Origin of the sequence: Pseudomonas sp. P1.31 (assembly GCF_001269815.1) — a bacterium.
In the GTDB taxonomy this organism is placed as follows: Bacteria; Pseudomonadota; Gammaproteobacteria; order Pseudomonadales; family Pseudomonadaceae; genus Aquipseudomonas; species Aquipseudomonas rustica.
On record NZ_LHVN01000027.1, the window covers coordinates 32,863 to 57,154 of the forward strand.

Below are 24,292 nucleotides of genomic sequence, written 5' to 3' on the forward strand. Positions count from 1 at the left end.
TGCGGGCTATGCTGAAACCGGGCTTGAGGACTGATCGATGAAAGTGCTGCTGGTCGATGATCACGCTGTGGTGCGCATGGCAATCGCGATGATTCTCGCGCGCGAGGGCCATGTCGTGGTGGCTGAATGCGACAACGGCGTCGATGCCTTGAGCAAGGCATTCGAGCTGCAGCCCGATGCGATTGTGCTGGATCTGGACATTCCGCAACTCGACGGCATGGCGGTGATCGACCGTTTGCGCATCGGCGGCAGTACGGCGCACGTGCTGGTACACACCGGTTTGAAAAGTCTGGCCTACGCCACGCAATGCCTGCGCGCCGGGGCGGCGGGTTATCTGTCGAAGGGCGATGATCCGAGGGAGATTCTCACCGCACTGAAAGCCGTGGCCAACGGCGAACGCTGGTTTCCGCCGGGGACGCTCGACTCGGTCAATCACAGTGAATACAAGCAGGACGATGCCAAGCGCATCGACACCATCACCCGCCGCGAGCTCAAAGTCTTGCACGGTCTGGCGCAGGGTAAGACCAACATGCAGATCGCCAACGACATGCTGCTGAGCAACAAAACCATCAGCACCTACAAGACCCGCCTGATGCAAAAACTCGACACCCACACGCTGCTTGATCTGGTCGAGTTCGCCAAACGCAATCATCTGGTCTGAGCGATGAACCGGTTCAGACAACTGCTCGCTGTTTTCTGCCTCGGCTGGCTGGCATTGAGCGTCCAGGCCGACACGCTGAGCCTGCTCAGCCGCGCGACCAGCAATCAACAAACCCTGCCCCTGAGCAGCACGCAACGGCATTTTTTGACGCAAAAAGCCGTGTTGCGCGCCGGGGTCTATCTGCCGGATCGGCCGCCCCTCGACATCACCGCCGACGGTGGTGAATACCAAGGCCTGTCCGCCGATTACCTCGACATCATCGCTCGCACCTTGGGCCTGCGGGTACAGATCGAACGGTTCGCCAATCAGGCCGAAGCACTTGCCGCCCTGCAACGTGGCGACATCGATGTGGTGCCACGCATCAATCATCTGGAAAACCAGTACAGCGAACTGCGCATGAGTGCGGCCTATGCGTACGATCAAGCGGTGCTGGTCAGTCGTTTCGGCACCCACTGGGCGAACAATCAGCTGCCCAAGGACACCACCGTTCTCTTCGACTCAGACTGGATGATTCCGGGTCGCGTTGCCGCACTGTTTCCCGATCATCCCCGTGAGGCGGTCGAGTCGACACCCTACGGCCTGGGTCTAGTGGCCTACGGCGAAAACAAGGTGCTGCTGACCGATGCGATCTCCGCGCAATACCTGCTCGAACGCAGTTACCAGCAGAGCCTCAAACAAACCATTCAGCGCGACTCCGAAGGCCTGGGTTTCAGCTTCGCCATGCAGCGCGAAGACGCGCAGTTGCTCAACCTGTTCAACAACGTTCTGGCAAAAATCTCCCCGGCGGAACGTGCGCAAATCGCCCGGCGCTGGGGCATCGGTTCCAATCCGAAACTCGGTTACGGCCGCCTGCAACTGACGCCGGTCGAACAGCAGTGGATCAAGGATCATCCGATTGTCGAGGTGCTGGCCAACGACATGTATTCGCCGTTCAGCTTCTTCGATACCGAAGGCGAAATGCGCGGCATGTCCGCCGATTTGCTCGAGCTGATCAACGACCGCACGGGCCTCGCGTTTCAGCCAAAGAAAATCACCTCGATGGACGCCATGACCCGTCGTGCGCAACGCGATCCACCCAGCCTGATCGCGGCGCTGACTTACAGCGAGCGCCGGCACAAGGATCTGAAGTTCTCCCGCGCCTACGTGGTCAATCCGTTTGTACTGGTTACACGGGTCAAGCCCAACCGTGAGGGCATGAGCGGTCTGAAAGGCCGGCCGGTGGCAATCATCAAGGGCTCGGAAGCCGCGCATTGGCTGGCGCGGGAATGGCCGGAGTTGCGCGCAGTCGAAGTCGATACGTCAATCGAGACTTACGAACTGCTCGCCGAGGGCCAGGTCGAGGGTGTGATTCAGCCGCAGATGGGCGCGGCTTATCTGATTGATCGCTACTTTCGTGGACGCCTGCAAATCGACTCAGTGCTCGGCACACAACCGGCGTTGATCACCTTCGCCACCGGCAAACACAACGCCACGCTGATTTCGATCCTCGACAAAGCCATGCTCGACATCGCTCCCGGCGAGTTCAGCGACCTGGCCAACCGCTGGCAAAACCCGCAGAACGGCGAGGACGGCTGGAGCACTTACAAGCGCTGGATTCTGCGTGCGGCGATGGTTTTGGTGGCCGTGTTGCTCGGTTTTATCGCGTGGAACCTCGGCCTGCGCCGGCAAATCGCCGAGCGTCTCAAAGCGCAAAAAGCCTTGAGCGATCAGTTGCTGTTTATGAAGGCGTTGGTCGATGGCACGCCGCACCCGATTTACGTGCGCGACCGCAAAGGCCTGCTGCTCACTTGCAACCGCGCTTATTTGCAGGTGATGGGCGTGGAGCTTGAGCAGGTGCTGCACAAAGGCCTGATCGAGGCCAACGTGCTGCCGCTGGATAACGCCCACAACTACAAACGCATCCACCGCGCCACCCTGGAAAGCGGCGAGCCATCGTTCGACAATTTCCCGCTCTCGGTCAAGGGCCACACCTTCCACATCTACCACTGGGCCCTGCCCTACCGCGACTCCGACGGCAAAATGACCGGCGTGATCGGCGGCTGGATCGACCTGACCGAACAACAGCATCTGCAACACGCACTGTTGGCCGCCAAGCACCAGGCCGAGGCGGCGAACCGTGGCAAAAGCCATTTTCTGGCGGTGATGAGCCACGAGATCCGCACGCCGATGAGCGCGTTGATCGGCGTGCTCGAACTGCTGCGCAATCGTCATCCCGAGCGCACCGGCGACGGCGAGTTGATCGACATTGCGCAGAAGTCGGCCGGCGGCATGATGGAGCTGATCGGCGAGATTCTCGACCTGACCAAACTTGAAGCCGGCCAGTTCGAATTGCGCAGCAGCCGCTGCTATCCCGAGCGTCTGGCGCGCACCGTGGTGCAGGCGTTCGCCAGCCTCGCGCAGCAGAAAAACATCGACCTGACCTTGATCACCGACGATGCCGATCAAGCGGTGGAACTCGATTCGCTGCGCTTTCGGCAGATTCTTTCCAACCTGCTGAGCAACGCGATCAAGTTTACCGCCCAAGGCACGGTCAGCGTTGAGTTGAGCCTGCTGACTCACGGCGATCTGGTGCAATTGCGCCTGGCGGTGCGCGACAGTGGCATCGGCATGGACGAGCCACAGCGCCAGCGCCTGTTTCAGCCGTACACCCAATTCGCTGACGGCCAGAGCGAAACACAGATTGGCACGGGGCTGGGGTTGTCGATCTGTCAGCAATTGACCGAGTTGATGGGTGGGCAACTGACCTGCGAAAGCGAGCCGGGGCTCGGCTCGTGCTTTACCCTCAACCTGAGCACCCGATTGCACACCGAGACACAAACCCTGCCGACAATGGCGACTGAAGATCTGCCACCGCTGCCGTCGCGGCATGTGCTGATTGTCGAGGATCACGAATTCAATCGGGTGGTGCTGCAGCGGCAACTGGAATCGCTGGGGATGCGCGTGGCCTGCGCCGAAAACGGTCTCGAAGGGTTGCGCCTGTGGAGCGAAGAATCCTTCGATTACTTGATCACTGACTGCAATATGCCGCTGCTCAATGGCGACAAAATGACCCGCCAGTTGCGCGCCATCGAAGCCGCCGAGGGGCGCACGCCGACTCATGTGCTGGGGCTGACCGCCAATGCGCAGCCTGAGGAAACCCGCCGCTGTCTCGACGCGGGCATGAACGCCTGCCTGTTCAAACCGCTGACACGCAGTGCGCTGGAGCGTTATCTGCGTGAATCGGAACGTGAACGTCAGGCCAGTGCGGCGTGTTTTGATCCGTCCAAGGTCAGCGACATTACCGCTGGCGATCCGGGGCTGACCCGGCAATTGCTGGAGACGGTGTTACGCACCAATCAGCAGGATTTCGAGGCGATGGAAACGCTGTTTGCAACGGGGGATTTTGAAGGCATGGCGCGGCGTTGCCACAAGATTCTCGGGAGTGCGCGGATTATTCATGCGACGCCGTTGATTGCGGCGTGTGAGCTATTGGAAACGCTGTGCAAATCCGACCCTACGCAGCAGGAGGCGCATCGTTTGTATGAAGGATTTGTGCAGGAGATGAGGCGACTGCAGACAGCATTGCAAGAACATGCAGACTGAAGAACCCTGAAACAAACTGTGGGAGCGAGCTTGCTCGCGAATAGGCCCGGTCAGTCAGCATCAATGTGACTGACCGGACGCCTTCGCGAGCAAGCTCGCTCCCACAGGGGATCTCATTCAACTTCAGTTAGTCATCCGGCATTTCCGGTGGCTTGGTGGGTTTTGCAGGCTTGGTTGGTTTGGTGCCTTTTGCGCCTTTTGCGGCCGGTTCTGCGGCTGCCGGTGTGGTTGCAACGGACGGTGGCGCGATGTCTTTCTCGGTCGCCGGCAAGGCATCAATGGTGTCGAAGATTTTCTTCAAATCCACCGCTTTCGCTTCATCCCCCGACGCCGACAGTTTGGTCTCGCCGTCCTTGCCCACCAGGAACACTTTCGGATACGCCCCGGCGCCCAGCTTCAGCGAGCGCAGCAGCGCCATGGTGTCTTGCTGGCCGAGGTCTTTGCCGTCGAGTTGGCCGGACATGTTGAGAATCGTGTAAACCTTGATGTTGCGATCGGCGACGCCTTTTTTGTTGGCGGGATCTTCCAGCGACTTTTTCAGGCCGACCCACACGGGGTCAACGGTGCTTTGTGCGATCACGATCAGCGGTCGGGCGCGGCCCATGTCGCCGGCAATCGGCGAATCGTTGTCAGCGGCGAACAGAGGGCCGGCAATCGCCAGCAAGAGTGTCAGGGTCAGTGACCTGATGAGCATGCGCATCTCCTTTTAATATCCACGCTCTAATGATTGCGCATCGTGGCGATTGTTCCGGGGCTATCTGGCAAATAGGTGTCGCCTTGTCAGAAGCTTAGGTCAGGGCCGACATTGCGCAACATCACAGACACGATCGCAAGGCAGATTTGATTACCTTTTATGACCGCATTAGGGTGGTGGATCAACCACCGAAATGGAGTTCACCCGCATGCACATTGATTACCTGTGCGATCACCCCGAATTGATTGAAGAACTGGCCACGCTCAACTTCCAGGAGTGGGGCGAGTTTCGCCCGGGCCAGACTGTCCAGGACCGTATCGAGCATATGCGTGAATCCTGCGGCAAAGGCGCGATCCCCAGCGTGGTGGTGGCGCTTGAAGGTTCGCGCTTGCTCGGCGGCGCGTTGCTGATTGAAAACGATCTGAAGCTACGCCCGAACCTGACGCCCTGGCTGGCCGGGGTTTATGTGAAAGCTGAAGAACGCGGACGCGGGGTTGCTTCGCAACTGGTTAACCGTGTGGTTGCAGAAGCGGCGGCGCTGGGCGTGAAGGAGTTGTATCTGTACACCGATGCCGCGCAATCGCTGTATGCACGGTTGGGATGGGAGGTGATTGAGGAAATGGTGTACGAGGAATTGCCGGTGACGGTGATGAAATACACAATTCAAAACCCGTCATAAAAACCTGTAGGAGCTGCCGAAGGCTGCGATCTTTTGATCTTGATCCTAAAAAAGATCAAAAGATCGCAGCCTTCGGCAGCTCCTACAGGGGATATTCAGCAGCGCAAAACTTGTGGTGAGTAAGTCCCACAAGGTTGTTCCAATGCAAAACCCGGGTTGATCAGAACGCCAGCTTGTAGCCGATCAACACCAGCATCGTCGCCAGGCACGGGCGCAGGACTTCGTCGGAAATGCGTCCGGTCAGGTGGCTGCCGAGCCAGATGCCCGGCAACGAGCCGATCAGCAGAAAGCCCAACACACCCCAATCCATATTGCCCATGCTCGCGTGACCGAGGCCTGCAACCAGTGTCAGCGGTACGGCGTGGGCGATTTCGGTGCCGACCAGACGACGGGTTGGCAGCAGCGGGTAAAGAATGAACAGCGCCACGGTGCCGAGCGCACCCGCGCCAATCGAGGTCAGCGCAACCATGGTGCCGAGGATCAGACCAGTGATCACCGTCAACACGTTCAGGCGCGAACCGCTCGGGTTGTAGTTGCCGCCGGCGCGTTTGTGGGCGAATGCGAGCAGGCGTTTTTTGAAGAAGATCGCCAGCGCAGTGGCGAACAACACAAAGCCTAGGGCTTGTTTGATGATGGCGTTCATCGCATCCGGCGCGGTGTGCAGGGTGCTGAGGAACCACAAAGTCATCGCCACCGCCGGCACGCTGCCGAGGGTCAGCCAGCCGGTGATGGCCCAATCGATGTTCTTGTTCTTTTTGTGCACCAGCACGCCGCTGGATTTGGTAATGGCGGCGTACAACAGGTCAGTGCCCACCGCTGTTGCCGGGTTGATGCCGAACCACAGCAGAATCGGCGTCATCAAAGAACCGCCGCCGACACCGGTCATGCCGACGATAAACCCCACCACCAGCCCGGCAATCACCAGGCCGAAATTTGCCAATTCCATTAAACCGTCCACAAAAACGACAGGAAAAATCTGGCCCGCAGCATAGCGATTTTTCTTATAACCACATATATCAATGCGGTCTATCGTTATGCCCCAACACACCATTCCCCCTGTAGGAGCTGCCGCAGGCTGCGATCTTTTGATCTTGTTTTTCAATACCGCACATCAAAAGATCGCAGCCTGCGGCAGCTCCTACAGAGAGACTGCGTTGTCAGTGCTGGCGGCGGCCCGGTTTGAAGCTGTGGTTGCTGTTGATCCACACGGTAGCGAGCGCAATCAGCGAGAGGATCAGCAGCGCCCACGGAAACGACATCGCCCCCGCCCGATCCAGCAGCAAGCCACCGAACAAGCCGCCGCCGGCAATCGCCACGTTCCACGACGTGGTGAGCATCGCCTGCACCACGTCGACGTGATCGCCCGCCGAGTCCGCCGCCGCGGTCAGCAGCAACGTCGCCGAGCCGCCGAACGACAAGCCCCACACCGCCATGCACGTGTAAATCAGCCACGGTGACGGCGCCAGCAGCGCCAACACCAGCGCGGTCACGGCAAACACCGCAAGGCTGATCAACGTCAACCAACGCAGCCAGCGATCGACCAGCATGCCGATGATCCAGATGCCCACCAGCGAGCACAGGCCAAACACCAGCAACACCAGATCAACCCGTTCGGCCAGCCCGGCCTGCATCAGAAACGGCGCGATGTAGGTGTAAAGAATGTTGTGGCCGAGCATCCACGTCAGCACCACGAACAGCACCGGTCGCACCCCCGGCAGGCGCAACGATTCAAGCAACGGCAGGCGTTCTTCGCTGGTTTGCCCCGGGCGATCCGGCACCGCGATCACAATCCACGCGGCCAGCACCAGGGCCAGCGCCGACATGATGCCGAACGAAGCACGCCAGCCAATCAGATTACCCAGCCATGTTCCCGCTGGCGTACCCAGCGACAGCGCCACCGGCGTACCGAGCATGGCAATCGCCAGCGCTCGGCCCTGTTGATGCACCGGCACGATGCCGCGCGCATAGCCGGCCATGATCCCCCACGACAGCCCCGCCGCCATGCCGGCGAGAAACCGCGACGCGAGGGTCAGGCCGTAATGGCTGGAAAACGTGGTGACGGTGTTAAACACCAGAAAACCGCCGACGGTCATCAACAGCACCCGCCGCCGAGGCCAGCCGCGCGTGGCGACGGTCAGCGGAATCGCCGCGACAATCGAGCCCAGCGCGTACAGCGTCACCAGTTGCCCGGCGAGCACCTCGCTGACATTGAGCCCGGCGCCGATTTGCGGCAGCAGGCCGGCTGGCAGAGTTTCGGTGAGGATGGCGATGAAACCGGTCATGGCGAACGCCAGCAACGCGGCATAAGGCAATTTGTCCGAGCGGACGGCGCGGTCAACGCGAGTGAAATCGGCGCTTGCGGGGTCGGTCATGACGGGTGCAGCTCCCTTTGAGTCAAAGTTGACGATGGATTGTATACAAACAATCCGACCGCCACTCTACCCTGTAGGAGCTGCCGAAGGCTGCGATCTTTTGACGTTGACCTTCAAAAACAGATCAAAAGATCGCAGCCTTCGGCAGCTCCTACAGGGGTGAGAGCGGTTATTGAACGGGGAGGAAATTCAGGAATAGAAGGCTCTGCGCGTAATTCAGGCCGATCCGCCGGTAGCGTTCGTCGAGCATCTGTGTGATCAGATCCAGCCGCGCGACGATCTTGCCGAACTCGGTGGCAAAGCTGAGGTTGCTGCCCTCCTCGGAAATCTCATTGGAAAACAGCAATGGCTGGCCGTCCTTGTTCTGCCGTTGCGACAGAATCCACGTGGCTTTTTCGATGTTGCGCGCGGCGTTGTGGACGAAGGTCGGGTTGATCGCATCGGTCATATAAAACTCGGTGCGATTGCCGTGGGCGGTCACCAGCATGCTGCCGATCGCATAGATGAACGCGCCGACGCGGTCACCGCGAAACTCCGGGCTCATCGCGTAGCTCAGCGCCGCGAGATCCTTTCTTCCGCCGAGCACCGGTAATGGCTGCTGCTGTTCAACAGCGAGACGCACCTGTTTCACCGCCACACTGATACTGAGGAACCCCGATTTTTTCAGTTCTTCTGGATTACGCAGGTACAGCTTGCCCATCAGGCGGTAGAGGCTGTTGAGGTTGTCGCGCATTGCCAGCGTGGCCATACGGTCGACGCTGGTCTGCATGAATTCCTGCGGCTGGCCGTCACGCATCTGCGCGAAAAAGCCGTTGCCGTCCTGATGGCTGCAACCGCTGAACAACAGCAATGACAGACAGGCGAGCGGCAGGCACGGTCGGCGAAAAAGGTCGGCAATCAGCTGAAAAACTCTCGGCATGTAGTCTCGAACAGGCACATTCCTGTGCGGCGGGGGTCACCGCATCCTGGCCATGGATAGAGCCGGGAAATTCGAAAAAGTGCAGTGTGCGAGCGTTGATCCGACCTTCGGCGCTGATCCCCACACCAATTAGTCAGACTTTATTTTGGCAATAAACGATTCATCCGCTATAAATATTCTTCCTACTCACAGATAGCATGACTATTAACCACCCTGTAGGAGCTGCCGAAGGCTGCGATCTTTTGCTTTTATAAAGATCAAAAGATCGCAGCCTTCGGCAGCTCCTACAGGGGAATCCGCGCTGCTTTGAAAACAACAACAAAAAGGAAGGTCAACCATGCTTCAATCCCGACACCTGCTCTCCGGCCTCGGACTGTCCCTGATGATCGCCACCCTTTCCGCCAATGCCGCCGGCCTCAGCGCCGAGCACAAAGCGTTCGGCAAAACCAATGACGGCACGCCCGTCGAGCAATACATCCTGCGCAACAGCCACGGCATGCAAGCCACCGTCATCACCTACGGCGCGACCCTGCAATCGCTCTTGGTGGCGGACAAACACGGCAAGTTCGACGACGTCGTGCTCGGCTTCGACGATGTGCAGGGTTATCAGAAAGGCACCGCGTACTTCGGCGCGACCATCGGCCGTTTCGGCAATCGCCTCGCCGAAGGTGCGTTCGAACTCGATGGCAAACGCTATCAAGTGCCGCAGAACGACAAGAGCAACGCGCTGCATGGCGGCACGCTGGGTTTCGACAAGAAGGTCTGGAAAGCCCAGGAAACCAAGGACAAGGATTCGGTCGGCGTAACCCTGACGTATCTGTCGGCGGACGGCGAAATGGGCTTTCCCGGCAACCTCACCACCGAGGTCACCTATCGCCTCACCGACAACAACGAGCTGCGCATCGACTACAAGGCCAACACCGACAAACCGACGGTGCTTAACCTGACCAACCACAGTTACTTCAACCTCGCCGGCGCCGGTAATGGCGACATTCTCAAGCAGGTCGCGACCCTGTACGCCAGCCATTACACGCCGGTGACGGCCAAACTGATCCCGACCGGGGAACTCGCGCCCGTTGCGGGCACGCCGATGGATTTCACTAAACCGACGGCCATCGGCACGCACATCAAGGCTGATCATGAGCAACTGAAATTTGCTGAGCCGAAACAGGGTGGATTTGATTTCAACTGGGCGCTGGATACCAAGGGCGATGTGAGCAAAGTCGCCACTGAAGTCAGCGATCCACAGTCGGGGCGGCATTTGCAGTTGTTCACTACCGAGCCGGGTGTGCAGTTTTATACCAGCAACTTCCTGGATGGCACGGTCAAGGGTAAGGGCGGCAAGGTGTATCCGCACTGGGGCGCGTTTACGTTGGAAACGCAGCACTATCCAGACTCGCCTAATCAGCCGAACTTCCCGAGTACGCGGCTGGATCCGGGGCAGACTTACAACCACAGCGTGGTGTTGAAGTTCTCCGCGAAATAACTGTCAACACAACATCTGTGATGAGTTGAGTCCCCTGTGGCGAGGGGATTTATCCCCGTTGGGTTGCGCAGCAGCCCCAAAACCAGACAACCGGGTTTGCCTGATACTCCGCGCTGAATGGTTTTGGGGCTGCTTCGCAGCCCAGCGGGGATAAATCCCCTCGCCACAATAAATCCCCTCGCCACAATAAATCCCTTCACAACAATAAATTCCCTCGCCATCCAAGCGACCTTCGTAAAAAGCGCCTGATCTGCAAGCTTTCGGAACCCCTGGGCTATCCTGCTGCCCACTTAAAGGTATCGACTCTTTCAGATAGGAGGTTTGAATGCGTACCCTCGAATTGGCCGGTGTGCAGGTTCCCGTCATTGGCCAGGGCACCTGGCGCATGGGCGAAGACCGTTCGGCGCACAAGCGTGAAGTGGCGGCGTTGCGCATGGGGATCGAGCTGGGCATGACCCTGATCGACAGCGCCGAAATGTACGCCGAGGGCGGTGCCGAATCGGTGGTCGGCGAAGCGATTGCCGGTCTGCGCGATCAAGTGTTTCTGGTGAGCAAGGTCTACCCGCATAACGCCAGCCGCAAAGGCATTCCGCAAGCCTGCGAGCGTAGTCTGCGCCGCCTCGACACTGATTACATTGACCTCTATCTGCTGCATTGGCGCGGCCAGTATCCGCTGGAAGAAACCGTCGAAGCCTTCGAACGTCTGCGCGAAGAAGGCAAGATCGGCCGTTGGGGCGTCTCCAATTTCGACGTCGATGACCTCGAGGAACTCTCCAGTTCCGCCTGCGCCACCAATCAAGTGCTCTACAACCTCGAAGAGCGCGGCATCGAATTCGATCTGTTGCCGTGGTGCCAGCACCTGCGGATGCCGCTGATGGCTTACTGCCCGATCGGCCAGGGCGGCGCGATGCTGGCGGAACCGGTGCTGAAACAGATTGCCGCTCGTCACGGCGTCACCCCCGCGCAGGTTTCGCTGGCGTGGATTCTGCGTCAGGATGGTGTCATTGCGATTCCCAAGGCTGTGCGACCCGAACACGTGCAACTCAATGCACAAGCGGCGCAGCTGCAACTGGAGGCCGGGGATCTGGCGGCGCTGGATCAGGTGTTTCAAGCGCCACAACGCAAGCAGCGGCTGGCCATGGTCTGAGCCGCCGACTGGCGAGGGCTTCGCGATGAGAAGCACGGATCAGAACGACCCGTTCAACCTGCAACGTTTTGTGCTGGCCCAAGACTCGGTGTTCGAGCGGGTGCAGCGCGAACTCGAAGACGGCCGCAAACGCAGCCACTGGATGTGGTTCGTCTTCCCGCAGTTCGCCGGTTTGGGCGGCAGTGAAATGTCCCGACGCTACGCCATCGGTTCGGCCGAAGAAGCGCAGGCCTACCTCGACCATGAACTGCTCGGCGCCCGCTTGCGCACCTGCACGCAGTTGGTGCTGAACGTGCGCCAGCGTTCAATCGCGGAGATTTTCGGTCATCCTGACGACCTGAAATTTCACTCTTCGATGACGCTGTTCGCTCAGTTCAGCGCCGACGACAGCCTGTTCGCGCAGGCGCTGGAGCGCTACTTCCACGGCATTCTCGATGAATGGACGCTGCAACTGCTCGACTCAAAACAGGCCCAGTTGCCCACCGATCAGGGTTGAGAAATCGTCGTCGACAAACGGCAGAATCGCGTCTGCCACCGGTTGCAGTTGCCGGGTGATGTAGTGGTCGTAATCGATGGCCGCGCGGCGCACTTCCAGCGGCTCGGGGCCGGCCAAGGTGATGACGTAACTGATCCAGCCACCATTCTGATATTGCCGTGGCCGACCGTGCTGCGTGTTGTAGTCGTCAGCCAGCCGCGCCGCGCGCACGTGGGGCGGCACGTTGCGTTCGTAGTCGTCGAGGGTGCGGCGCAGGCGTTTGCGGTAGATCAGCCGATCATCGAATTCACCGGCGAGGGTTTTGCGCACGTAGTCGCGCACGTAATCCTGATACGGCTTGCGCTGGAAAATCCGCTCGTACAGTTCTTGCTGAAATTGCCGGGCCAGCAGCGACCAGTCGGTGCGCACGGTTTCCAGGCCTTTGTAGACCATTTCATCGCTGCCGTCGGCGCGGGTGACGAGGCCGGCGTAGCGCTTCTTGCTGCCCTCCTCCGCGCCACGGATGGTCGGCATCAGAAAGCGTTTGTAGTGAATTTCGAACTGCAATTCGAGGGCGCTTTCCAAGCCGTATTCATCGCGCACATGCTCGCGCCACCAGTCATTGACGTGCTGGACCAGCGCCTGGCCGATCTTCGCCGCCTCTTCCTGACCATGCTGGCGACGCAGCCAGACGAAGGTGGAATCGGTGTCACCATAGATCACCGCGTGGCCCTGTTCTTCGATCAACTTGCGCGTGCGCAGCATGATTTCGTGACCGCGCAGGGTGATCGACGAAGCCAGCCGCGTATCGAAAAACCGGCAACCGCTGGAACCGAGCACGCCGTAAAAGGCGTTCATGATGATTTTCAGCGCTTGCGACAGCGGCGCGTTGTGCTCGCGTTTAGCGGTCTCGCGCCCCTCGGCCACCCGCGAGACGATCGAGGGCAGGCAATGACGGGTGCGAGAGAAGCGCGCGCCACGGAAACCCGGTACAGAGTCAGCGTCGTCCGGGTGTTGCAAGCCTTCGATCAGGCCCACCGGATCGATCAGAAAAGTGCGGATGATCGACGGGTACAGACTCTTGTAATCGAGCACCAATACCGACTCGTACAGGCCCGGTTGCGAGTCCATGACAAAACCGCCGGGACTGGCCTGCGGCGGGTTGGTACCGAGATTCGGCGCGACGAAACCCTGTCGGTGCATCAGCGGCATATACAAATGCGTGAACGCGGCGACCGAGCCGCCGCTGCGATCCGCCGGCAATCCGGTGACGCTGGCGCGCTCCAGCAGAAAAGTCAGCAACTCGGTTTTGGCAAAGATCCGCGTGACCAGTTCGCAGTCCTTGAGGTTGTATTTGGCCAGCGCCGGTTTGTCTTCGGCGAACATGCGGTTGATTTCGTCCATGCGCTGGTACGGGTTGTCGATGGCCTTGCCTTCGCCAAGCAGGGTTTGCGCGACGTTCTCCAGACTGAACGAGGGGAAACTCCAGGTCGCCGAACGCAGGGATTCGATACCGTCGATGATCAACCGCCCCGCTGCCGAAGCGAAATAGTGATTGCGGCTGCCGTGCTCACGCCATTGCATTTCTTCGCCGCCACGGCCGATCTTCAGTGGTACACCGAGGCGTCGCGCGTGCTCGTGAAGGATGCGCAGGTCGAACTGCACGACGTTCCAGCCGATGATCGCGTCGGGATCGTGCAGTGCAAACCAGTCGTTGAGTTTTTTCAGGATGACAGTGCGCGAGTCGCAGTATTCGAGATCAAAGTCGACGATGCTGGCGTCGCCATTCGGGGTGCCGAGCATGTACACCTGACGCTCGCCACAGCCTTCGAGGGCGATGGAATACAACTCGCCATTTTCGGTGGTTTCGATGTCGAGGGAGACCAGGCGCAGTTTCGGTCGGTAATCCGGTGCGGGTTTGAGGTGGGCGTTGAGCAAGGTGCCGTCGGCGTCCGCTGTGCCGCTGAAGAATACCGGCGCGGTGATGAAGCGCTCCATCAGGTAGCGTTCCGGTGGGCGCACGTCGGCTTCGTAAACGTCGACGCCGGCGCGGGTGAGCGCGGTTTCGAGGCGCATCAACTGGCCGTGTTGCTGGCAATACAAGCCGAGCACCGGACGATGTTCGAAATCCTGCAGGGCCAATGGGCGCAGTTCGACGTTCTTTTCGTCGTGCAACAGGCGTTCGGCCGCCTCGCGCTGTTCAGCGGGGATAAACGCCACCGACGGTTGATGCGGCAAACGCACACGACGCGGCCCGGCGTCGGTCGCCAACCAGAACTCGACTTCGGTGCCGGCCGGCGTATCACGCCAATGCCGGGTCAGGACGAAGCCCTGCGGTAAATCCACCACTGCAACCTCGGGTATTGAAACAGAGGGGCATTCTACGCTGCCCTTCCAGCGACCGCGGTTTGAGTTTGGATACTTTGTGGTGAGCCACTTATTTGTGGTGAGGGGATTTATCCCCGATGGCCTGCGCAGCGGGCCCGCTTGTAGGTCAAAAGCGGGGCCGCTTCGCGCCCCATCGGGGATAAATCCCCTCGCCACAGATAAATCCCCTCACCTCAGATAAATCCCCTCTCCACAGATAAATTCCCCCACCTCAAATAAATCCCCTCATCACTGATAAACCTCCTTGCCACAGATAAATCCACTCACCAAGGAGGTTCCCTCCAAGAATGGTTGTGTGTTCGGGCTTTTTTTCGGGAAATGACGTTTTTTGCGTGCTATCTGCCGCTTTGTCACCTTGCCCTGCGCCTCAGGGTCTACGATGCTTGGATAACAACGACAACACCTGAGTAACCGCCATGAAGACCGTCGCCCAACTGCTCAAGCTCAAAGATCAGAAAAATCAGGAAGTGCACCAGATCAAACCTGATCACATGGTGCTCGAAGCGCTGATGAAGATGGCCGAAAAAAACGTCGGCGCCTTGCTGGTGGTGGAGAACGATGAAGTGCTGGGCATCATCAGTGAGCGCGATTACGCCCGTAAGCTGGTGCTGCATGGCCGTTCGTCGGTGGGTACGCCGGTGCGCGACATCATGGTCTCGCCGGTGATCACCGTCGATACGCACCAGACCGTCGACACGTGCCTGGGCATCATGTCCGACAAGCGTCTGCGCCATTTGCCGGTGGTGCAGGATGGCAAGTTGATCGGGCTGCTGTCGATTGGTGACCTGGTCAAGGAAGCCATTGCCGAGCAGGCTGAGCTGATCAAACAGCTGGAGCAGTACATTCGCGGGGAGTAATCCGCCCCCCCTTGTAAGGCCGAATCCTGAGGGGATTTATCTGTGGCGAGGGGATTTATCCCCGACGGACTGCCAAGCAGTCCCGCTTGTAAGTCAAAAGCGGGGCCGCTTCGCGCCCCATCGGGGATAAATCCCCTCGCCACAGATAAATCCCCTGACCACAGATCAATCCCCTCACCACAGATAAATTCCACAGGCACAGGGTTCATTCCCACATTTGACTTTGCGTCGGGCTCAGGACGGCCAATGCCGGGCAAACACCGGGGCCAGTACCGGATGCCGGTCAATGCGTTGCAGCCACGCGTAAAACCCCGGCCGCGTCTGGCGCAAATGCTCGCGGCTCCCCGCCCAACGGGTTACAACCGCCGCCAATACATCCAGCGCGCCCGGCGTTTCGTCGTCCAGGTACAGTTCGGCGGAGAACTGGTCGGCAAACACTTCCCAACTCCAGTGCAATCGCTCACGGGCACCGGCCATCAGGTTCTGTCGCGACGCTTCGTCGGGCATCAATAGCCAGCGTTCGGGGTAGTCGATCACGCCAATTGCTGCGTAACAATTGCTGACGATATAAACCATGCCGCGAATCGCCTGGTCACGCTCGGCGGCCTCGACTGGCAGCAAACCGGACTTGGGAAAGGTCAGCCCGAGGTGAATCAGAATCGCCGCGCTTTCGGTCAGCGCACTGCCGTCGGGCAATTGCAGGGTCGGGATCTGTTTCAGCGGATTGAGTTTGGCCAGCGCCTCGGCGGCCTCGCTGCTGGCTTCGATATCGATGAAGCGATAGGCGATCTGGCACAGCTCCAGCGCCGCTTCGATGGCGGCTGCGCCGGAATTTCGATGTCCGTAGAGTTGATACATAGCTCCCCCCTTTCGATTGGTTATCCGCCCACTTCAGTTGTAGTGCATTTGCAGCCTTTGGGTCTACCTCCCTGCCCAGTGGGGCTTCAGGGTGTTTGAAATTTATTTTTCAGGCCCTGCATCCAAACCGCTCCGCCACGGGTAGTCCCTGTAACAGCCCTCCTCGGCTGCCAGCGGTTTACCCTTTTCGGAGAACACCTGATGAACATCACCCAACTGATTGGCTTCACCGGTTTGCTCGCCGTCACCTCGACGACCTTCGCCCAAAGCAGTTATCCCGACGCGATCAAAGTCCCGGACGGCCACAAGATCGCCATGGAAACCACCGGGGTTGGCGAGATTACTTATGAATGCCGCGACAAACCCAACGCCGCCGGGCAGACCGAGTGGACGTTCGTTGGCCCGAAAGCGGTGCTCAATGATCGCAGCGGCAAGCAGGTCGGCACTTATTTCGGCCCGCCGGCTACGTGGCAGGCCAAGGACGGTTCGAAAGTCACCGGCACGCAACTGGCCGTAGCACCGTCGACACCGGGGAACCTGCCTTATCAACTGGTCAAGGCCAATCCGGCTGAAGGTAAAGGCGCGATGAGTGGTGTGAGTTACATCCAGCGCGTTGCGCTCAAGGGCGGCGTGGCGCCGGGCAGTGAATGCACGGCGGCGAACAAGGGCAAGCAGGAAGTGGTGAAGTATCAGGCCGATTACATTTTCTGGGCGGCGAACTGATCCATGCTTTTGTAGGAGCCGAGCTTGCTCGCGAAAGCGGTAGGTCTGTGACGCACGGGTCAACTGACATACCGCCTTCGCGAGCAAGCTCGGCTCCTACAAGGTTCTGTGTTGTTTTGGGGAATGTGAGCTAGATTGCACGACATGCCTTTAGCCGAATCCGAGTTCGATTACCAAGCCCGCCTCGCCGCCTGTGCCCGGGGCGAGCGTGCGGCCCTGCGCGATTTGTATGTGCAGGAAGGCCCGCGTCTGCTCGGTGTGGCCAAGCGGCTGGTGCGTGACACGGCGCTGGCGGAGGACATCGTCCATGAAGCCTTTATCAAAATCTGGAACGGTGCGGCGGGTTTTGATCCGGCGCGCGGTTCGGCGCGCGGCTGGATGTTCAGCGTGACCCGCCATCTGGCGTTGAATCAGTTGCGCAATCAGGCGCGGGAAACGCCGTTCAACGAAGCGCATGAAATGCCTGCGCACGACGAGGATGCGTTTGACGCCCACGCGCATTCGGCGCGCATTCACCGTTGCCTCGAACAACTGGAGCCGCAGCGCCGCCACTGCATCCTTCACGCCTACGTCGACGGTTACAGCCACGCGCAGATTGCCGCGCGCCTCGACACGCCGCTGGGCACCGTCAAAGCCTGGATCAAACGCAGCCTCACTGCGCTGCGGGAGTGCATGGGATGACCACTGAATCGGCGCAGGATCGCGATGAACTGGCCGGCGAATATGTGCTCGGCACCCTGTCGGGCGAGCAGCGCATCGAGGTGCAACAGCGTCTGCAGCATGACGCCGATTTGCGCGCCGCCGTGGACGCCTGGGAGCGGCGTTTGCTGGAGCTGACGGATCTTGCTGAGCCGCAGCAACCCTCGGCGCAGTTGTGGCGGCGGATCGAACGCAGTGTGGATCGGCTGACGCAGACAGCGCCGGCATCGTCCTGGTGGAATCTGTTGCCATTGTGGCGTGGGTTGAGCGCTGCCGGGTTGGCGGCGACATTGGTGCTGGGCGCGATGCTGTTGACCCAGACCACGCCGAAGCCGAGTTATCTGGTGGTGCTGGTGGCGCCGCAGGACAAAGCGCCGGGCTGGGTGATTCAGGCGAGCGACTCGCGGGAGATACAGTTGATTCCGCTGGGCGTGGTCGAAGTGCCGGCGGACAAGGCGCTGGAGTTCTGGACCAAGGCTGATGGCTGGCAAGGCCCGGTGTCGCTGGGTTTGGTCAAACCGGGCGAGGCGTTGCGGGTACCGCTGGATAAACTGCCGCCGCTGCAGCCGAATCAGTTGTTCGAGTTGACGCTGGAAGGCGCCAATGGCTCGCCGATCGGCAAACCGACCGGGCCGATTCAGGCGATTGGCCGCGCAGTAAAAGTCCTCTGAAATCCCCGGTAGGAGCTGCCGAAGGCTGCGATCTTTTGCTTTTGCCTTTTCAAATCAAGATCAAAAGATCGCAGCCTTCGGCAGCTCCTACACGGGTGTGTTTCAACCATCATTGCTGTCGATGTTCACCATCACGTCAATGAAGTTCTCATAAAAAATCCGCGGCGTAACATCAGCTCCATACCAACCAACAACACCCCGGAGCACACCATCATGAAACGCCAAACTCTTCTCAGCATCGCTTTCTCGGTCTTCGCCGTTAACGCTTTCGCCGCTACCCCGGCCCACACGATGATCGCCGCCGACGGCTCGGATCGTCTGTACCAGAACGCTGTTGCGGCAGATGGCTCTGATCGCCTGCAAGGCAACACCATCGCCGCTGATGGTTCGGATCGTCTGCAAGGCAACACTGTCGCCGCTGATGGTTCGGATCGTCTGAAAGGCAACACCGTCGCCGCTGATGGTTCGGATCGCCTGCAAGGCAACACCGTCGCTGCTGATGGCTCGGATCGTCTGCAAGGCAACACCGTCGCCGCTGATGGTTCGGATCGTTTGCAAGGCAACACTGTCGCCGCTGATGGTTCGGATCGACTGCAGGGCAACACTGTCGCTGAAGGTGGTTCTGATCGTCTGCTTGAACGCCGCGCGGTCTGAATGACTCGCGTCATCGCAACAACCCAGAGAAACCCGGCTCCCGCAGCCGGGTTTTTTATGTCCGCTTGATTTAGTTGGCCTTGGCCATGCAGCGCTTGTAGCGCTCATCCACGCGTTTGGCGAACCATGCGGTGGTGAGTTTGCGGGTGATTTTCGGGCTTTGCAGGACGATCCCCGGCAACACCGCACGCGGCAGGGTTTTGCCTTCGGCTTTTTCCGCCAGTTCAAACACCCGTTGATAGAGTTTGGTCTCTTCGAACTCCAGTGTTTTGCCCTTCTCCAGTTGATCGCGAATGGTTGGGTTACGCATACCCAGCGATTTGCCGAGGGTGCGCACCGCCAGTTCTGTGCTGCCGGGCATGATCGAGTCGTAACGAATCAGGTCGCCGTCCAGCGCCAGCGGAATGCCCGAAGCGCGGCTCACCGCATTTTGAAACGCGGCATTGCGACTCGCGTACCAACCGGCATTGAAATCGGCGAAGCGATACAGCGGCTCGCGGTAACTCACCGGGTAACCGAGCAAATGCGCGATGCCGAAATACATGCCGCCGCGACGGCTGAACACCTCGCGGCGAATCGTGCCGTCTACCGGGTACGGATAATCCTTGGCGTGTTGCTCGGCAAATTCGATGCTGACCTGCATCGGCCCGCCGGTGTGCACCGGGTTAAAGCCGCCAAACAACGTGCGGCCCATGGGTACCCTGCCGATGAAGTCGTCGAAGATTGCGCTCAACTCCTTCTCGCTGCGCGCGGCGTTGAGGCGTTCGCTGTAGGTCTTGCCATTGGTTGAATTCACCTGCAACGCGCCACTGACCAGCAGGCTGGGGATGTGCACTTTGCCGGCGCGACGATCGATTTCGTCGCGGGCGATTTTGCCCAGACCGGGTACGGTGGGGTCGGCCTGAAAGGTTGATTCCTGCTCGGCCACAGCCAGCACTGAACAGAGATTCTGCGTGGTCGGGCTGATGTTCTGCGCGGCGAAAGCGGCATAGATATCGGTGGCCCAGCCTTGGCGATCGGCGATTTTAGCGGGCATCAGCCGAACAATTTCGGCCTTCACTTCATTCGGCGCACGCGGTGCAGGTTCGTCGCTGCGCTGACTGGCGCAACCGGCCAGCACGAGCATGGCGGCGAGGGTGATCAGTAATCGAGGGGTGTGCATGGCGCTCCTTCCAGTCCGTTGAGCCGCGATCACCATACACAATCCGTGTAGGAGCTGCCGCAGGCTGCGATCTTTTGACTTTGATTTTAAAAAACCAGATCAAAAGATCGCAGCCTTCGGCAGCTCCTACGGGTGTTATGGGGAGTACTGACAAACTGATTGCAAAACGTTACTGAGAAAACCTATCATTTGCACCTGGAGTCGCATTTGCGCAAGGAGTTCCCGCGCCGCCCTAACTTTTCTCACCGGCCGTGCGCCTCCAGGTACAACAATGCCCGCTCCAGCCCGACTCGCCGTCCCGTTCCGCCCGACGCTTCTCGCCCTGCTGTGCTCCCTGACCGTTACCGCTCACGCCGCCGAAGCTGACAATAAAGAGCTGGTACTCGACAACGTCAACATCAATGCCCAAGCCCCAACGCCAAACGCCCTGCCCCCGGTTTACAGCGGTGGTCAGGTCGCGCGTGGCGGTCAGCTCGGCGTGTTGGGTAATCAGGACATGATGGACGTGCCGTTCAGCGCTGCGTCCTACACCGAACAACTGATTCAGGATCAGCAAGCCGAAGACGTCGCCGACGTGCTGCTCAACGATTCGTCGGTACGTCAGGCGTCGGGTTTTTCCAACCAGTCGCAGGTGTTCATGATTCGTGGCCTGCCGCTGAATGGCGACGACATTTCCTATAACGGCCTCTACGGCGTGCTGCCACGGCAGATCATTTCCACCGACGCCCTGGAACGTGTGGAAGTGTTCAAAGGCCCGAACGCCTTTATCAACGGCGTGACCCCGACCGGTTCTGGCATCGGCGGTGGCGTAAACCTGCAACCAAAACGCGCCGGCGACGAGCCGCTGCGTCGCTTCACCACCGACATCAACAGCGAAGGTCGCGTCGGCCAGCACTTCGACATCGGCCAGCGTTTCGGTGAAGACAACCGCTTCGGCGCGCGGATCAACCTGTCGCAGCGTGAAGGCGATACCGGCATTGATCACGAAAACCAGCGCTCGAAACTGTTCGCCATCGGCCTCGATTATCGCGGCGATGCCCTCCGCCTGTCCGGCGATTTCGCCTATCAGAAAGAACGCGTCAACGGTGGTCGCAACTCGGTCAACCTCGGCACTGCCACGCACATTCCGGACGCGCCATCGGCTGATACCAACTACGCGCCGAAGTGGGGCTACACCGACATCGAAGACACTTTCGGCATGCTCCGCGCCGAATACGATCTGAACGATAACTGGACTGCCTACGCTGCCGGCGGCGCCAAGCACACCCGCGAAGTCGGCCGCTACAACTCGACCACGCTGGTTGGCAACAACGGTGCTTCGTTCACCACCGGTTCGTTCATCCCCCACGACGAAGACAACACCAGCGTCATGGCCGGCCTCAACGGCAAATTCGACACTGGCGCGGTCAGCCACAAACTCAATTTCGGCCTGACCGGCATCTGGACTGAACAACGCAGCGCCTACGATTTCGACCTGACCAAATACGCCAACAACATCTATCACCCGGTGCAAACACCATCGCCGGTCGGCAACTTCTCTGGTGGCGACAACAGCGATCCGGGCATCACCGGCAAGACCTTCAACCGCAGTATCGCGCTGTCCGACACCCTCGGTTTCTTCGATGATCGCCTGCTGATCACCGCTGGCCTGCGTCGTCAGCAATTGGTCGTGCAGGGTTACAGTTACGCCAGCTACGGCAGCGGCCCGCGCTCTTCGAGCTACGACGAATCGATCACCACGCCGGTTTACGGCATCGTGTTCAAACCGTGGGATCACGTGTCGTTCTACGCCAACCACATCGAAGGTCTGGCGCAGGGCCCGACGTCGCCAACCAGCAGCGGCGGCTTCCGCGTGACCAACGGCAACGAGGTTTACGCACCGGCGCGTTCCAAGCAGACCGAGGCCGGGGTGAAAGTCGACATGGGCACCTACGGCGCGAGCCTGGGTGTTTACCGTATCGAGCAACCGAGCGACGGTTACTGCGAGATCGACAGTGCGACCACTTGCACCTACGTGCGTGAGGGCGAGCAGGTCAACAAAGGCGTGGAAATGAACGTCTTCGGCGAGCCGATCAGCGGTCTGCGTTTGATCAGCGGCCTGACCTTGATGGACACCGAACTGAAAAACACCCAGAACGGCGCCAACGACGGCAACCGGGCGATTGGCGTGCCGACGTTCCAGTTCAACGCTGGCGCGGATTGGGATGTGCCGGGTCTGCAAGGTGTTGCGCTGAATGCGCGGATGCTGCGTACCGGTGGGCAGTATGCGGATGCGGCGAACAACCTGAGCCTGCCGACGTGGAACCGTTTCGATGCGGGTGCGCGGTATGCGTTCAAGGTGTCGGAGAAGGACGTGACGTTGCGTCTGGGCGTGGAGAACCTGGCGAACAAGAAGTACTGGGAATCGGCTCAGGGTGGTTACCTGACGCAGGGTGAACCGCGGGTGGCGAAGTTGTCGGGGACGATTGATTTCTAAGCGTCAGCCCCTCGTAAAAAGGCCCCGCAGCTTCATGGTTGCGGGGCTTTTTTTGTTTCTATGGCGATTGATTTGGCCTCTTCGCGAGCAGGCTCGCTCCCACATTGAAATGCGTTCCCCTGTGGGAGCGAGCCTGCTCGCGAAGGGGCCGGAACTGGCTACCTTTTACAGCTGAGCCATACTTGTTCCACAGCAAACGGAGGTAAGACCCATGCACCGCAGCGACGTATTGATCACCGGCGCTGGCCCCACCGGTCTGGTGCTGGCCCTGTGGCTGAGCAAACTCGGCGTACGCGTGCGCATCATCGACAAGACCTCCGCCCCCGGTACCACTTCACGGGCACTGGCGGTGCAGGCGCGAACACTTGAGTTGTACCGGCAACTGGATCTCTCCGACACCATCGTGCGCAACGGCCATCGGGTCGCGGCGGCGAATTTCTGGGTCAGTGGCAAACCGGTCGCGAAGCTGCCGCTGAACCGTATCGGCGAAGGCCTGACGCCCTATGCGTTCGTCGAAATCTTCCCGCAGGATCAACACGAAAAACTGCTGATCGAACGCCTCGAAGACTACGGCGTCACCGTCGAGCGCAACACCACGCTGGAGAGTTTCACCGAGAATGGCGACGGCCTTACCGCGCATTTGCGCCTGCCCGATGGCGAGCAGGAGATCTGCCAGGCCTGTTATCTGGCCGGCTGCGATGGCGCCCGTTCGGTGGTGCGCAAAGCCCTCGACGCCGGTTTCCCCGGCGGCACCTATCAGCAGATTTTCTACGTCGCGGATGTGCAGGCCAGCGGCCCGGCGATGAATGGCGAGTTGCACATCGATCTCGACGAGGCAGATTTTCTCGCGGTCTTCCCACTGGCCGGCGAAGGCCGCGCGCGGTTGATCGGCACCGTACGTGATGAGCGGGCGCAGCGCGCGGAGACGCTGGAGTTTTCCGACGTCAGCAGCCGCGCCATCGAACACCTGAACGTCCATGTTGAAGACGTCCACTGGTTCTCCACGTATCGCGTGCATCACCGCGTCGCCGAGCACTTTCGCGGTGGTCGGGCGTTTTTGCTCGGCGATGCCGCGCACGTGCACAGCCCGGCTGGCGGGCAAGGCATGAACACCGGCATCGGCGATGCGATCAATCTGGCGTGGAAGCTGGCGGCCGTACTCAGCGGCGCGGCCACGCAGGAGTTGCTCGACACTTACGAAACCGAACGCATCGCCTTCGCCCGCAAACTGGTGTCGACGACCGATAAAGTTTTCAGCTTCGTCACAGCCGAGGGACGTCTCGCCGACCTGCTGCGCACGCGGCTGGCACCATTTGTGATCCCGAAAATGGCCTCATTCGAGGCCAGTCGCGAATTCCTCTTTCGCACGGTTTCACAAGTCACTCTCAACTATCGCGGCATGCCGCTGAGCCAAGGCGTGGCCGGCCATGTGCACGGCGGTGACCGCTTGCCGTGGGCGCATGATGGTGAGGGGGATAATTACGAACCGTTGCGCCAGCCGTGCTGGCAGGTGCACGTGTACGGCGACACCAGCGACGAGATGATCGCCTGGTGCAATCAACATCATCTGCCGCTGCATGTGTTCGACTGGCGCCCGGCGTTTGAAACGGCGGGACTGGGGCGCAACGGCTTTTACCTGCTGCGCCCGGATACCTATGTGGCGATTGCCGATAACAGCGCGGATCCGAAAGTGATTGAGCGCTACTTCCGCGATCACGGCATCCGCCCGTTCTTCAATTGCTCCTGACGCTCACTCAACTCTTGTAGGAGCAAGGCTTGCCCGCGAAGG

General features: G+C 59.8%; 20 protein-coding genes. 13 read left to right on the forward strand and 7 right to left on the reverse strand.

Annotated elements, in window-relative coordinates:
• The first annotated feature begins 37 nt into the window (after nucleotides 1-37).
• Both AD669_RS17050 and AD669_RS17055 read left to right on the forward strand, forming a co-directional pair.
• The gene (locus AD669_RS17050) at nucleotides 38-661 is read left to right on the forward strand and encodes a response regulator transcription factor (RefSeq protein WP_053121842.1); all 624 of its coding nucleotides are present in this window, start codon (nucleotides 38-40) and stop codon (nucleotides 659-661) included.
• A gap of 3 nt (nucleotides 662-664) precedes the next feature.
• A complete protein-coding gene (locus tag AD669_RS17055; protein WP_053121844.1) occupies nucleotides 665-4,243 on the forward strand; it encodes an ATP-binding protein in 3,579 nt (1,192 codons plus the stop codon).
• Nucleotides 4,244-4,370: 127 nt separating this feature from the next.
• Here the strand turns inward: AD669_RS17055 and AD669_RS17060 are convergent, their stop codons facing one another.
• Entirely contained in the window at nucleotides 4,371-4,937 is a 567-nt protein-coding gene (locus AD669_RS17060; RefSeq protein WP_053121846.1) for a DUF4174 domain-containing protein, read from the reverse strand.
• A gap of 208 nt (nucleotides 4,938-5,145) precedes the next feature.
• On the opposite strand from AD669_RS17060, the gene AD669_RS17065 reads away from it, so the two are divergent.
• Nucleotides 5,146-5,616 carry a GNAT family N-acetyltransferase gene (locus AD669_RS17065; protein ID WP_053122141.1) on the forward strand — a complete coding sequence of 157 codons (471 nt, stop codon included), beginning with the start codon at nucleotides 5,146-5,148 and terminating at the stop codon, nucleotides 5,614-5,616.
• A gap of 160 nt (nucleotides 5,617-5,776) precedes the next feature.
• Here AD669_RS17065 and AD669_RS17070 read toward each other — a convergent pair whose 3' ends face one another.
• From AD669_RS17070 to AD669_RS17080, 3 genes are all read right to left on the reverse strand, one after another.
• On the reverse strand, nucleotides 5,777-6,562 hold the full coding sequence (locus AD669_RS17070) for a sulfite exporter TauE/SafE family protein (protein ID WP_053121848.1): 786 nt from the start codon (nucleotides 6,560-6,562) through the stop codon (nucleotides 5,777-5,779).
• 211 nt (nucleotides 6,563-6,773) lie between these two features.
• Nucleotides 6,774-7,988 carry an MFS transporter gene (locus tag AD669_RS17075; RefSeq protein WP_053121850.1) on the reverse strand — a complete coding sequence of 405 codons (1,215 nt, stop codon included), beginning with the start codon at nucleotides 7,986-7,988 and terminating at the stop codon, nucleotides 6,774-6,776.
• 169 nt (nucleotides 7,989-8,157) lie between these two features.
• A complete protein-coding gene (locus AD669_RS17080; protein WP_053121852.1) occupies nucleotides 8,158-8,907 on the reverse strand; it encodes a hypothetical protein in 750 nt (249 codons plus the stop codon).
• A gap of 337 nt (nucleotides 8,908-9,244) precedes the next feature.
• Between AD669_RS17080 and AD669_RS17085 the strand changes: the two genes are divergently transcribed.
• The 3 genes from AD669_RS17085 to AD669_RS17095 all read left to right on the forward strand — a co-directional run bounded on the left by AD669_RS17085 (nucleotide 9,245) and on the right by AD669_RS17095 (nucleotide 12,036).
• The gene (locus AD669_RS17085; RefSeq protein WP_053121854.1) at nucleotides 9,245-10,393 is read left to right on the forward strand and encodes an aldose epimerase family protein; all 1,149 of its coding nucleotides are present in this window, start codon (nucleotides 9,245-9,247) and stop codon (nucleotides 10,391-10,393) included.
• 325 nt (nucleotides 10,394-10,718) lie between these two features.
• Complete coding sequence (locus tag AD669_RS17090) at nucleotides 10,719-11,540, forward strand: aldo/keto reductase (RefSeq protein ID WP_053121856.1); 822 nt, start codon at nucleotides 10,719-10,721, stop codon at nucleotides 11,538-11,540.
• A gap of 25 nt (nucleotides 11,541-11,565) precedes the next feature.
• A complete protein-coding gene (locus AD669_RS17095) occupies nucleotides 11,566-12,036 on the forward strand; it encodes a DUF1810 domain-containing protein (protein WP_053121859.1) in 471 nt (156 codons plus the stop codon).
• Here AD669_RS17095 and AD669_RS17100 read toward each other — a convergent pair.
• Nucleotides 12,001-14,361: a DNA polymerase II gene (locus tag AD669_RS17100; RefSeq protein WP_172680127.1), complete on the reverse strand. Its 2,361-nt coding sequence runs from the start codon at nucleotides 14,359-14,361 to the stop codon at nucleotides 12,001-12,003. The genes AD669_RS17095 and AD669_RS17100 overlap by 36 nt on opposite strands.
• Before the next feature lie 458 nt (nucleotides 14,362-14,819).
• On the opposite strand from AD669_RS17100, the gene AD669_RS17105 reads away from it, so the two are divergent.
• Entirely contained in the window at nucleotides 14,820-15,260 is a 441-nt protein-coding gene (locus AD669_RS17105; protein WP_053121863.1) for a CBS domain-containing protein, read from the forward strand.
• A 234-nt stretch (nucleotides 15,261-15,494) separates the two neighbouring features.
• Here the strand turns inward: AD669_RS17105 and AD669_RS17110 are convergent, their stop codons facing one another.
• Complete coding sequence (locus AD669_RS17110) at nucleotides 15,495-16,118, reverse strand: glutathione S-transferase N-terminal domain-containing protein (RefSeq protein WP_053121865.1); 624 nt, start codon at nucleotides 16,116-16,118, stop codon at nucleotides 15,495-15,497.
• Between the two features lie 201 nt (nucleotides 16,119-16,319).
• Here AD669_RS17110 and AD669_RS17115 point away from each other — a divergent pair, with 201 nt between their 5' ends.
• The 4 genes from AD669_RS17115 to AD669_RS17130 all read left to right on the forward strand — a co-directional run bounded on the left by AD669_RS17115 (nucleotide 16,320) and on the right by AD669_RS17130 (nucleotide 18,865).
• Nucleotides 16,320-16,841: a DUF3455 domain-containing protein gene (locus AD669_RS17115; protein WP_053121866.1), complete on the forward strand. Its 522-nt coding sequence runs from the start codon at nucleotides 16,320-16,322 to the stop codon at nucleotides 16,839-16,841.
• A gap of 144 nt (nucleotides 16,842-16,985) precedes the next feature.
• The gene (locus AD669_RS17120; protein WP_053121868.1) at nucleotides 16,986-17,522 is read left to right on the forward strand and encodes a sigma-70 family RNA polymerase sigma factor; all 537 of its coding nucleotides are present in this window, start codon (nucleotides 16,986-16,988) and stop codon (nucleotides 17,520-17,522) included.
• Complete coding sequence (locus AD669_RS17125) at nucleotides 17,519-18,211, forward strand: anti-sigma factor domain-containing protein (protein WP_053121870.1); 693 nt, start codon at nucleotides 17,519-17,521, stop codon at nucleotides 18,209-18,211. Before AD669_RS17120 ends, AD669_RS17125 begins: the two co-directional genes overlap by 4 nt.
• A 213-nt stretch (nucleotides 18,212-18,424) precedes the next feature.
• Nucleotides 18,425-18,865 (forward strand): hypothetical protein, encoded by a 441-nt coding sequence (locus tag AD669_RS17130; RefSeq protein ID WP_053121872.1) that lies wholly within the window; start codon nucleotides 18,425-18,427, stop codon nucleotides 18,863-18,865.
• Between the two features lie 70 nt (nucleotides 18,866-18,935).
• Here the strand turns inward: AD669_RS17130 and AD669_RS17135 are convergent, their stop codons facing one another.
• Complete coding sequence (locus AD669_RS17135) at nucleotides 18,936-20,027, reverse strand: DUF1615 domain-containing protein (RefSeq protein ID WP_053121874.1); 1,092 nt, start codon at nucleotides 20,025-20,027, stop codon at nucleotides 18,936-18,938.
• Between the two features lie 271 nt (nucleotides 20,028-20,298).
• Here AD669_RS17135 and AD669_RS17140 point away from each other — a divergent pair, with 271 nt between their 5' ends.
• Nucleotides 20,299-22,503 carry a TonB-dependent siderophore receptor gene (locus AD669_RS17140; protein WP_053121876.1) on the forward strand — a complete coding sequence of 735 codons (2,205 nt, stop codon included), beginning with the start codon at nucleotides 20,299-20,301 and terminating at the stop codon, nucleotides 22,501-22,503.
• Nucleotides 22,504-22,714: 211 nt separating this feature from the next.
• Nucleotides 22,715-24,250, forward strand: coding sequence for an FAD-dependent monooxygenase (locus tag AD669_RS17145; protein ID WP_053121878.1), 1,536 nt, complete (start codon nucleotides 22,715-22,717; stop codon nucleotides 24,248-24,250).
• Nucleotides 24,251-24,292 lie beyond the last annotated feature (42 nt).

Bases quoted from the DNA above. Each gene is read 5' to 3' on its own strand.
- AD669_RS17050 (WP_053121842.1), top strand. From the start codon at position 38: ATGAAAGTGCTGCTGGTCGATGATCACGCTGTGGTGCGCATGGCAATC.
- AD669_RS17055 (WP_053121844.1), top strand. From the start codon at position 665: ATGAACCGGTTCAGACAACTGCTCGCTGTTTTCTGCCTCGGCTGGCTG.
- AD669_RS17060 (WP_053121846.1), bottom strand. From the start codon at position 4,937: ATGCTCATCAGGTCACTGACCCTGACACTCTTGCTGGCGATTGCCGGC.
- AD669_RS17065 (WP_053122141.1), top strand. From the start codon at position 5,146: ATGCACATTGATTACCTGTGCGATCACCCCGAATTGATTGAAGAACTG.
- AD669_RS17070 (WP_053121848.1), bottom strand. From the start codon at position 6,562: ATGGAATTGGCAAATTTCGGCCTGGTGATTGCCGGGCTGGTGGTGGGG.
- AD669_RS17075 (WP_053121850.1), bottom strand. From the start codon at position 7,988: ATGACCGACCCCGCAAGCGCCGATTTCACTCGCGTTGACCGCGCCGTC.
- AD669_RS17080 (WP_053121852.1), bottom strand. From the start codon at position 8,907: ATGCCGAGAGTTTTTCAGCTGATTGCCGACCTTTTTCGCCGACCGTGC.
- AD669_RS17085 (WP_053121854.1), top strand. From the start codon at position 9,245: ATGCTTCAATCCCGACACCTGCTCTCCGGCCTCGGACTGTCCCTGATG.
- AD669_RS17090 (WP_053121856.1), top strand. From the start codon at position 10,719: ATGCGTACCCTCGAATTGGCCGGTGTGCAGGTTCCCGTCATTGGCCAG.
- AD669_RS17095 (WP_053121859.1), top strand. From the start codon at position 11,566: ATGAGAAGCACGGATCAGAACGACCCGTTCAACCTGCAACGTTTTGTG.
- AD669_RS17105 (WP_053121863.1), top strand. From the start codon at position 14,820: ATGAAGACCGTCGCCCAACTGCTCAAGCTCAAAGATCAGAAAAATCAG.
- AD669_RS17110 (WP_053121865.1), bottom strand. From the start codon at position 16,118: ATGTATCAACTCTACGGACATCGAAATTCCGGCGCAGCCGCCATCGAA.
- AD669_RS17115 (WP_053121866.1), top strand. From the start codon at position 16,320: ATGAACATCACCCAACTGATTGGCTTCACCGGTTTGCTCGCCGTCACC.
- AD669_RS17120 (WP_053121868.1), top strand. From the start codon at position 16,986: ATGCCTTTAGCCGAATCCGAGTTCGATTACCAAGCCCGCCTCGCCGCC.
- AD669_RS17125 (WP_053121870.1), top strand. From the start codon at position 17,519: ATGACCACTGAATCGGCGCAGGATCGCGATGAACTGGCCGGCGAATAT.
- AD669_RS17130 (WP_053121872.1), top strand. From the start codon at position 18,425: ATGAAACGCCAAACTCTTCTCAGCATCGCTTTCTCGGTCTTCGCCGTT.
- AD669_RS17135 (WP_053121874.1), bottom strand. From the start codon at position 20,027: ATGCACACCCCTCGATTACTGATCACCCTCGCCGCCATGCTCGTGCTG.
- AD669_RS17140 (WP_053121876.1), top strand. From the start codon at position 20,299: ATGCCCGCTCCAGCCCGACTCGCCGTCCCGTTCCGCCCGACGCTTCTC.
- AD669_RS17145 (WP_053121878.1), top strand. From the start codon at position 22,715: ATGCACCGCAGCGACGTATTGATCACCGGCGCTGGCCCCACCGGTCTG.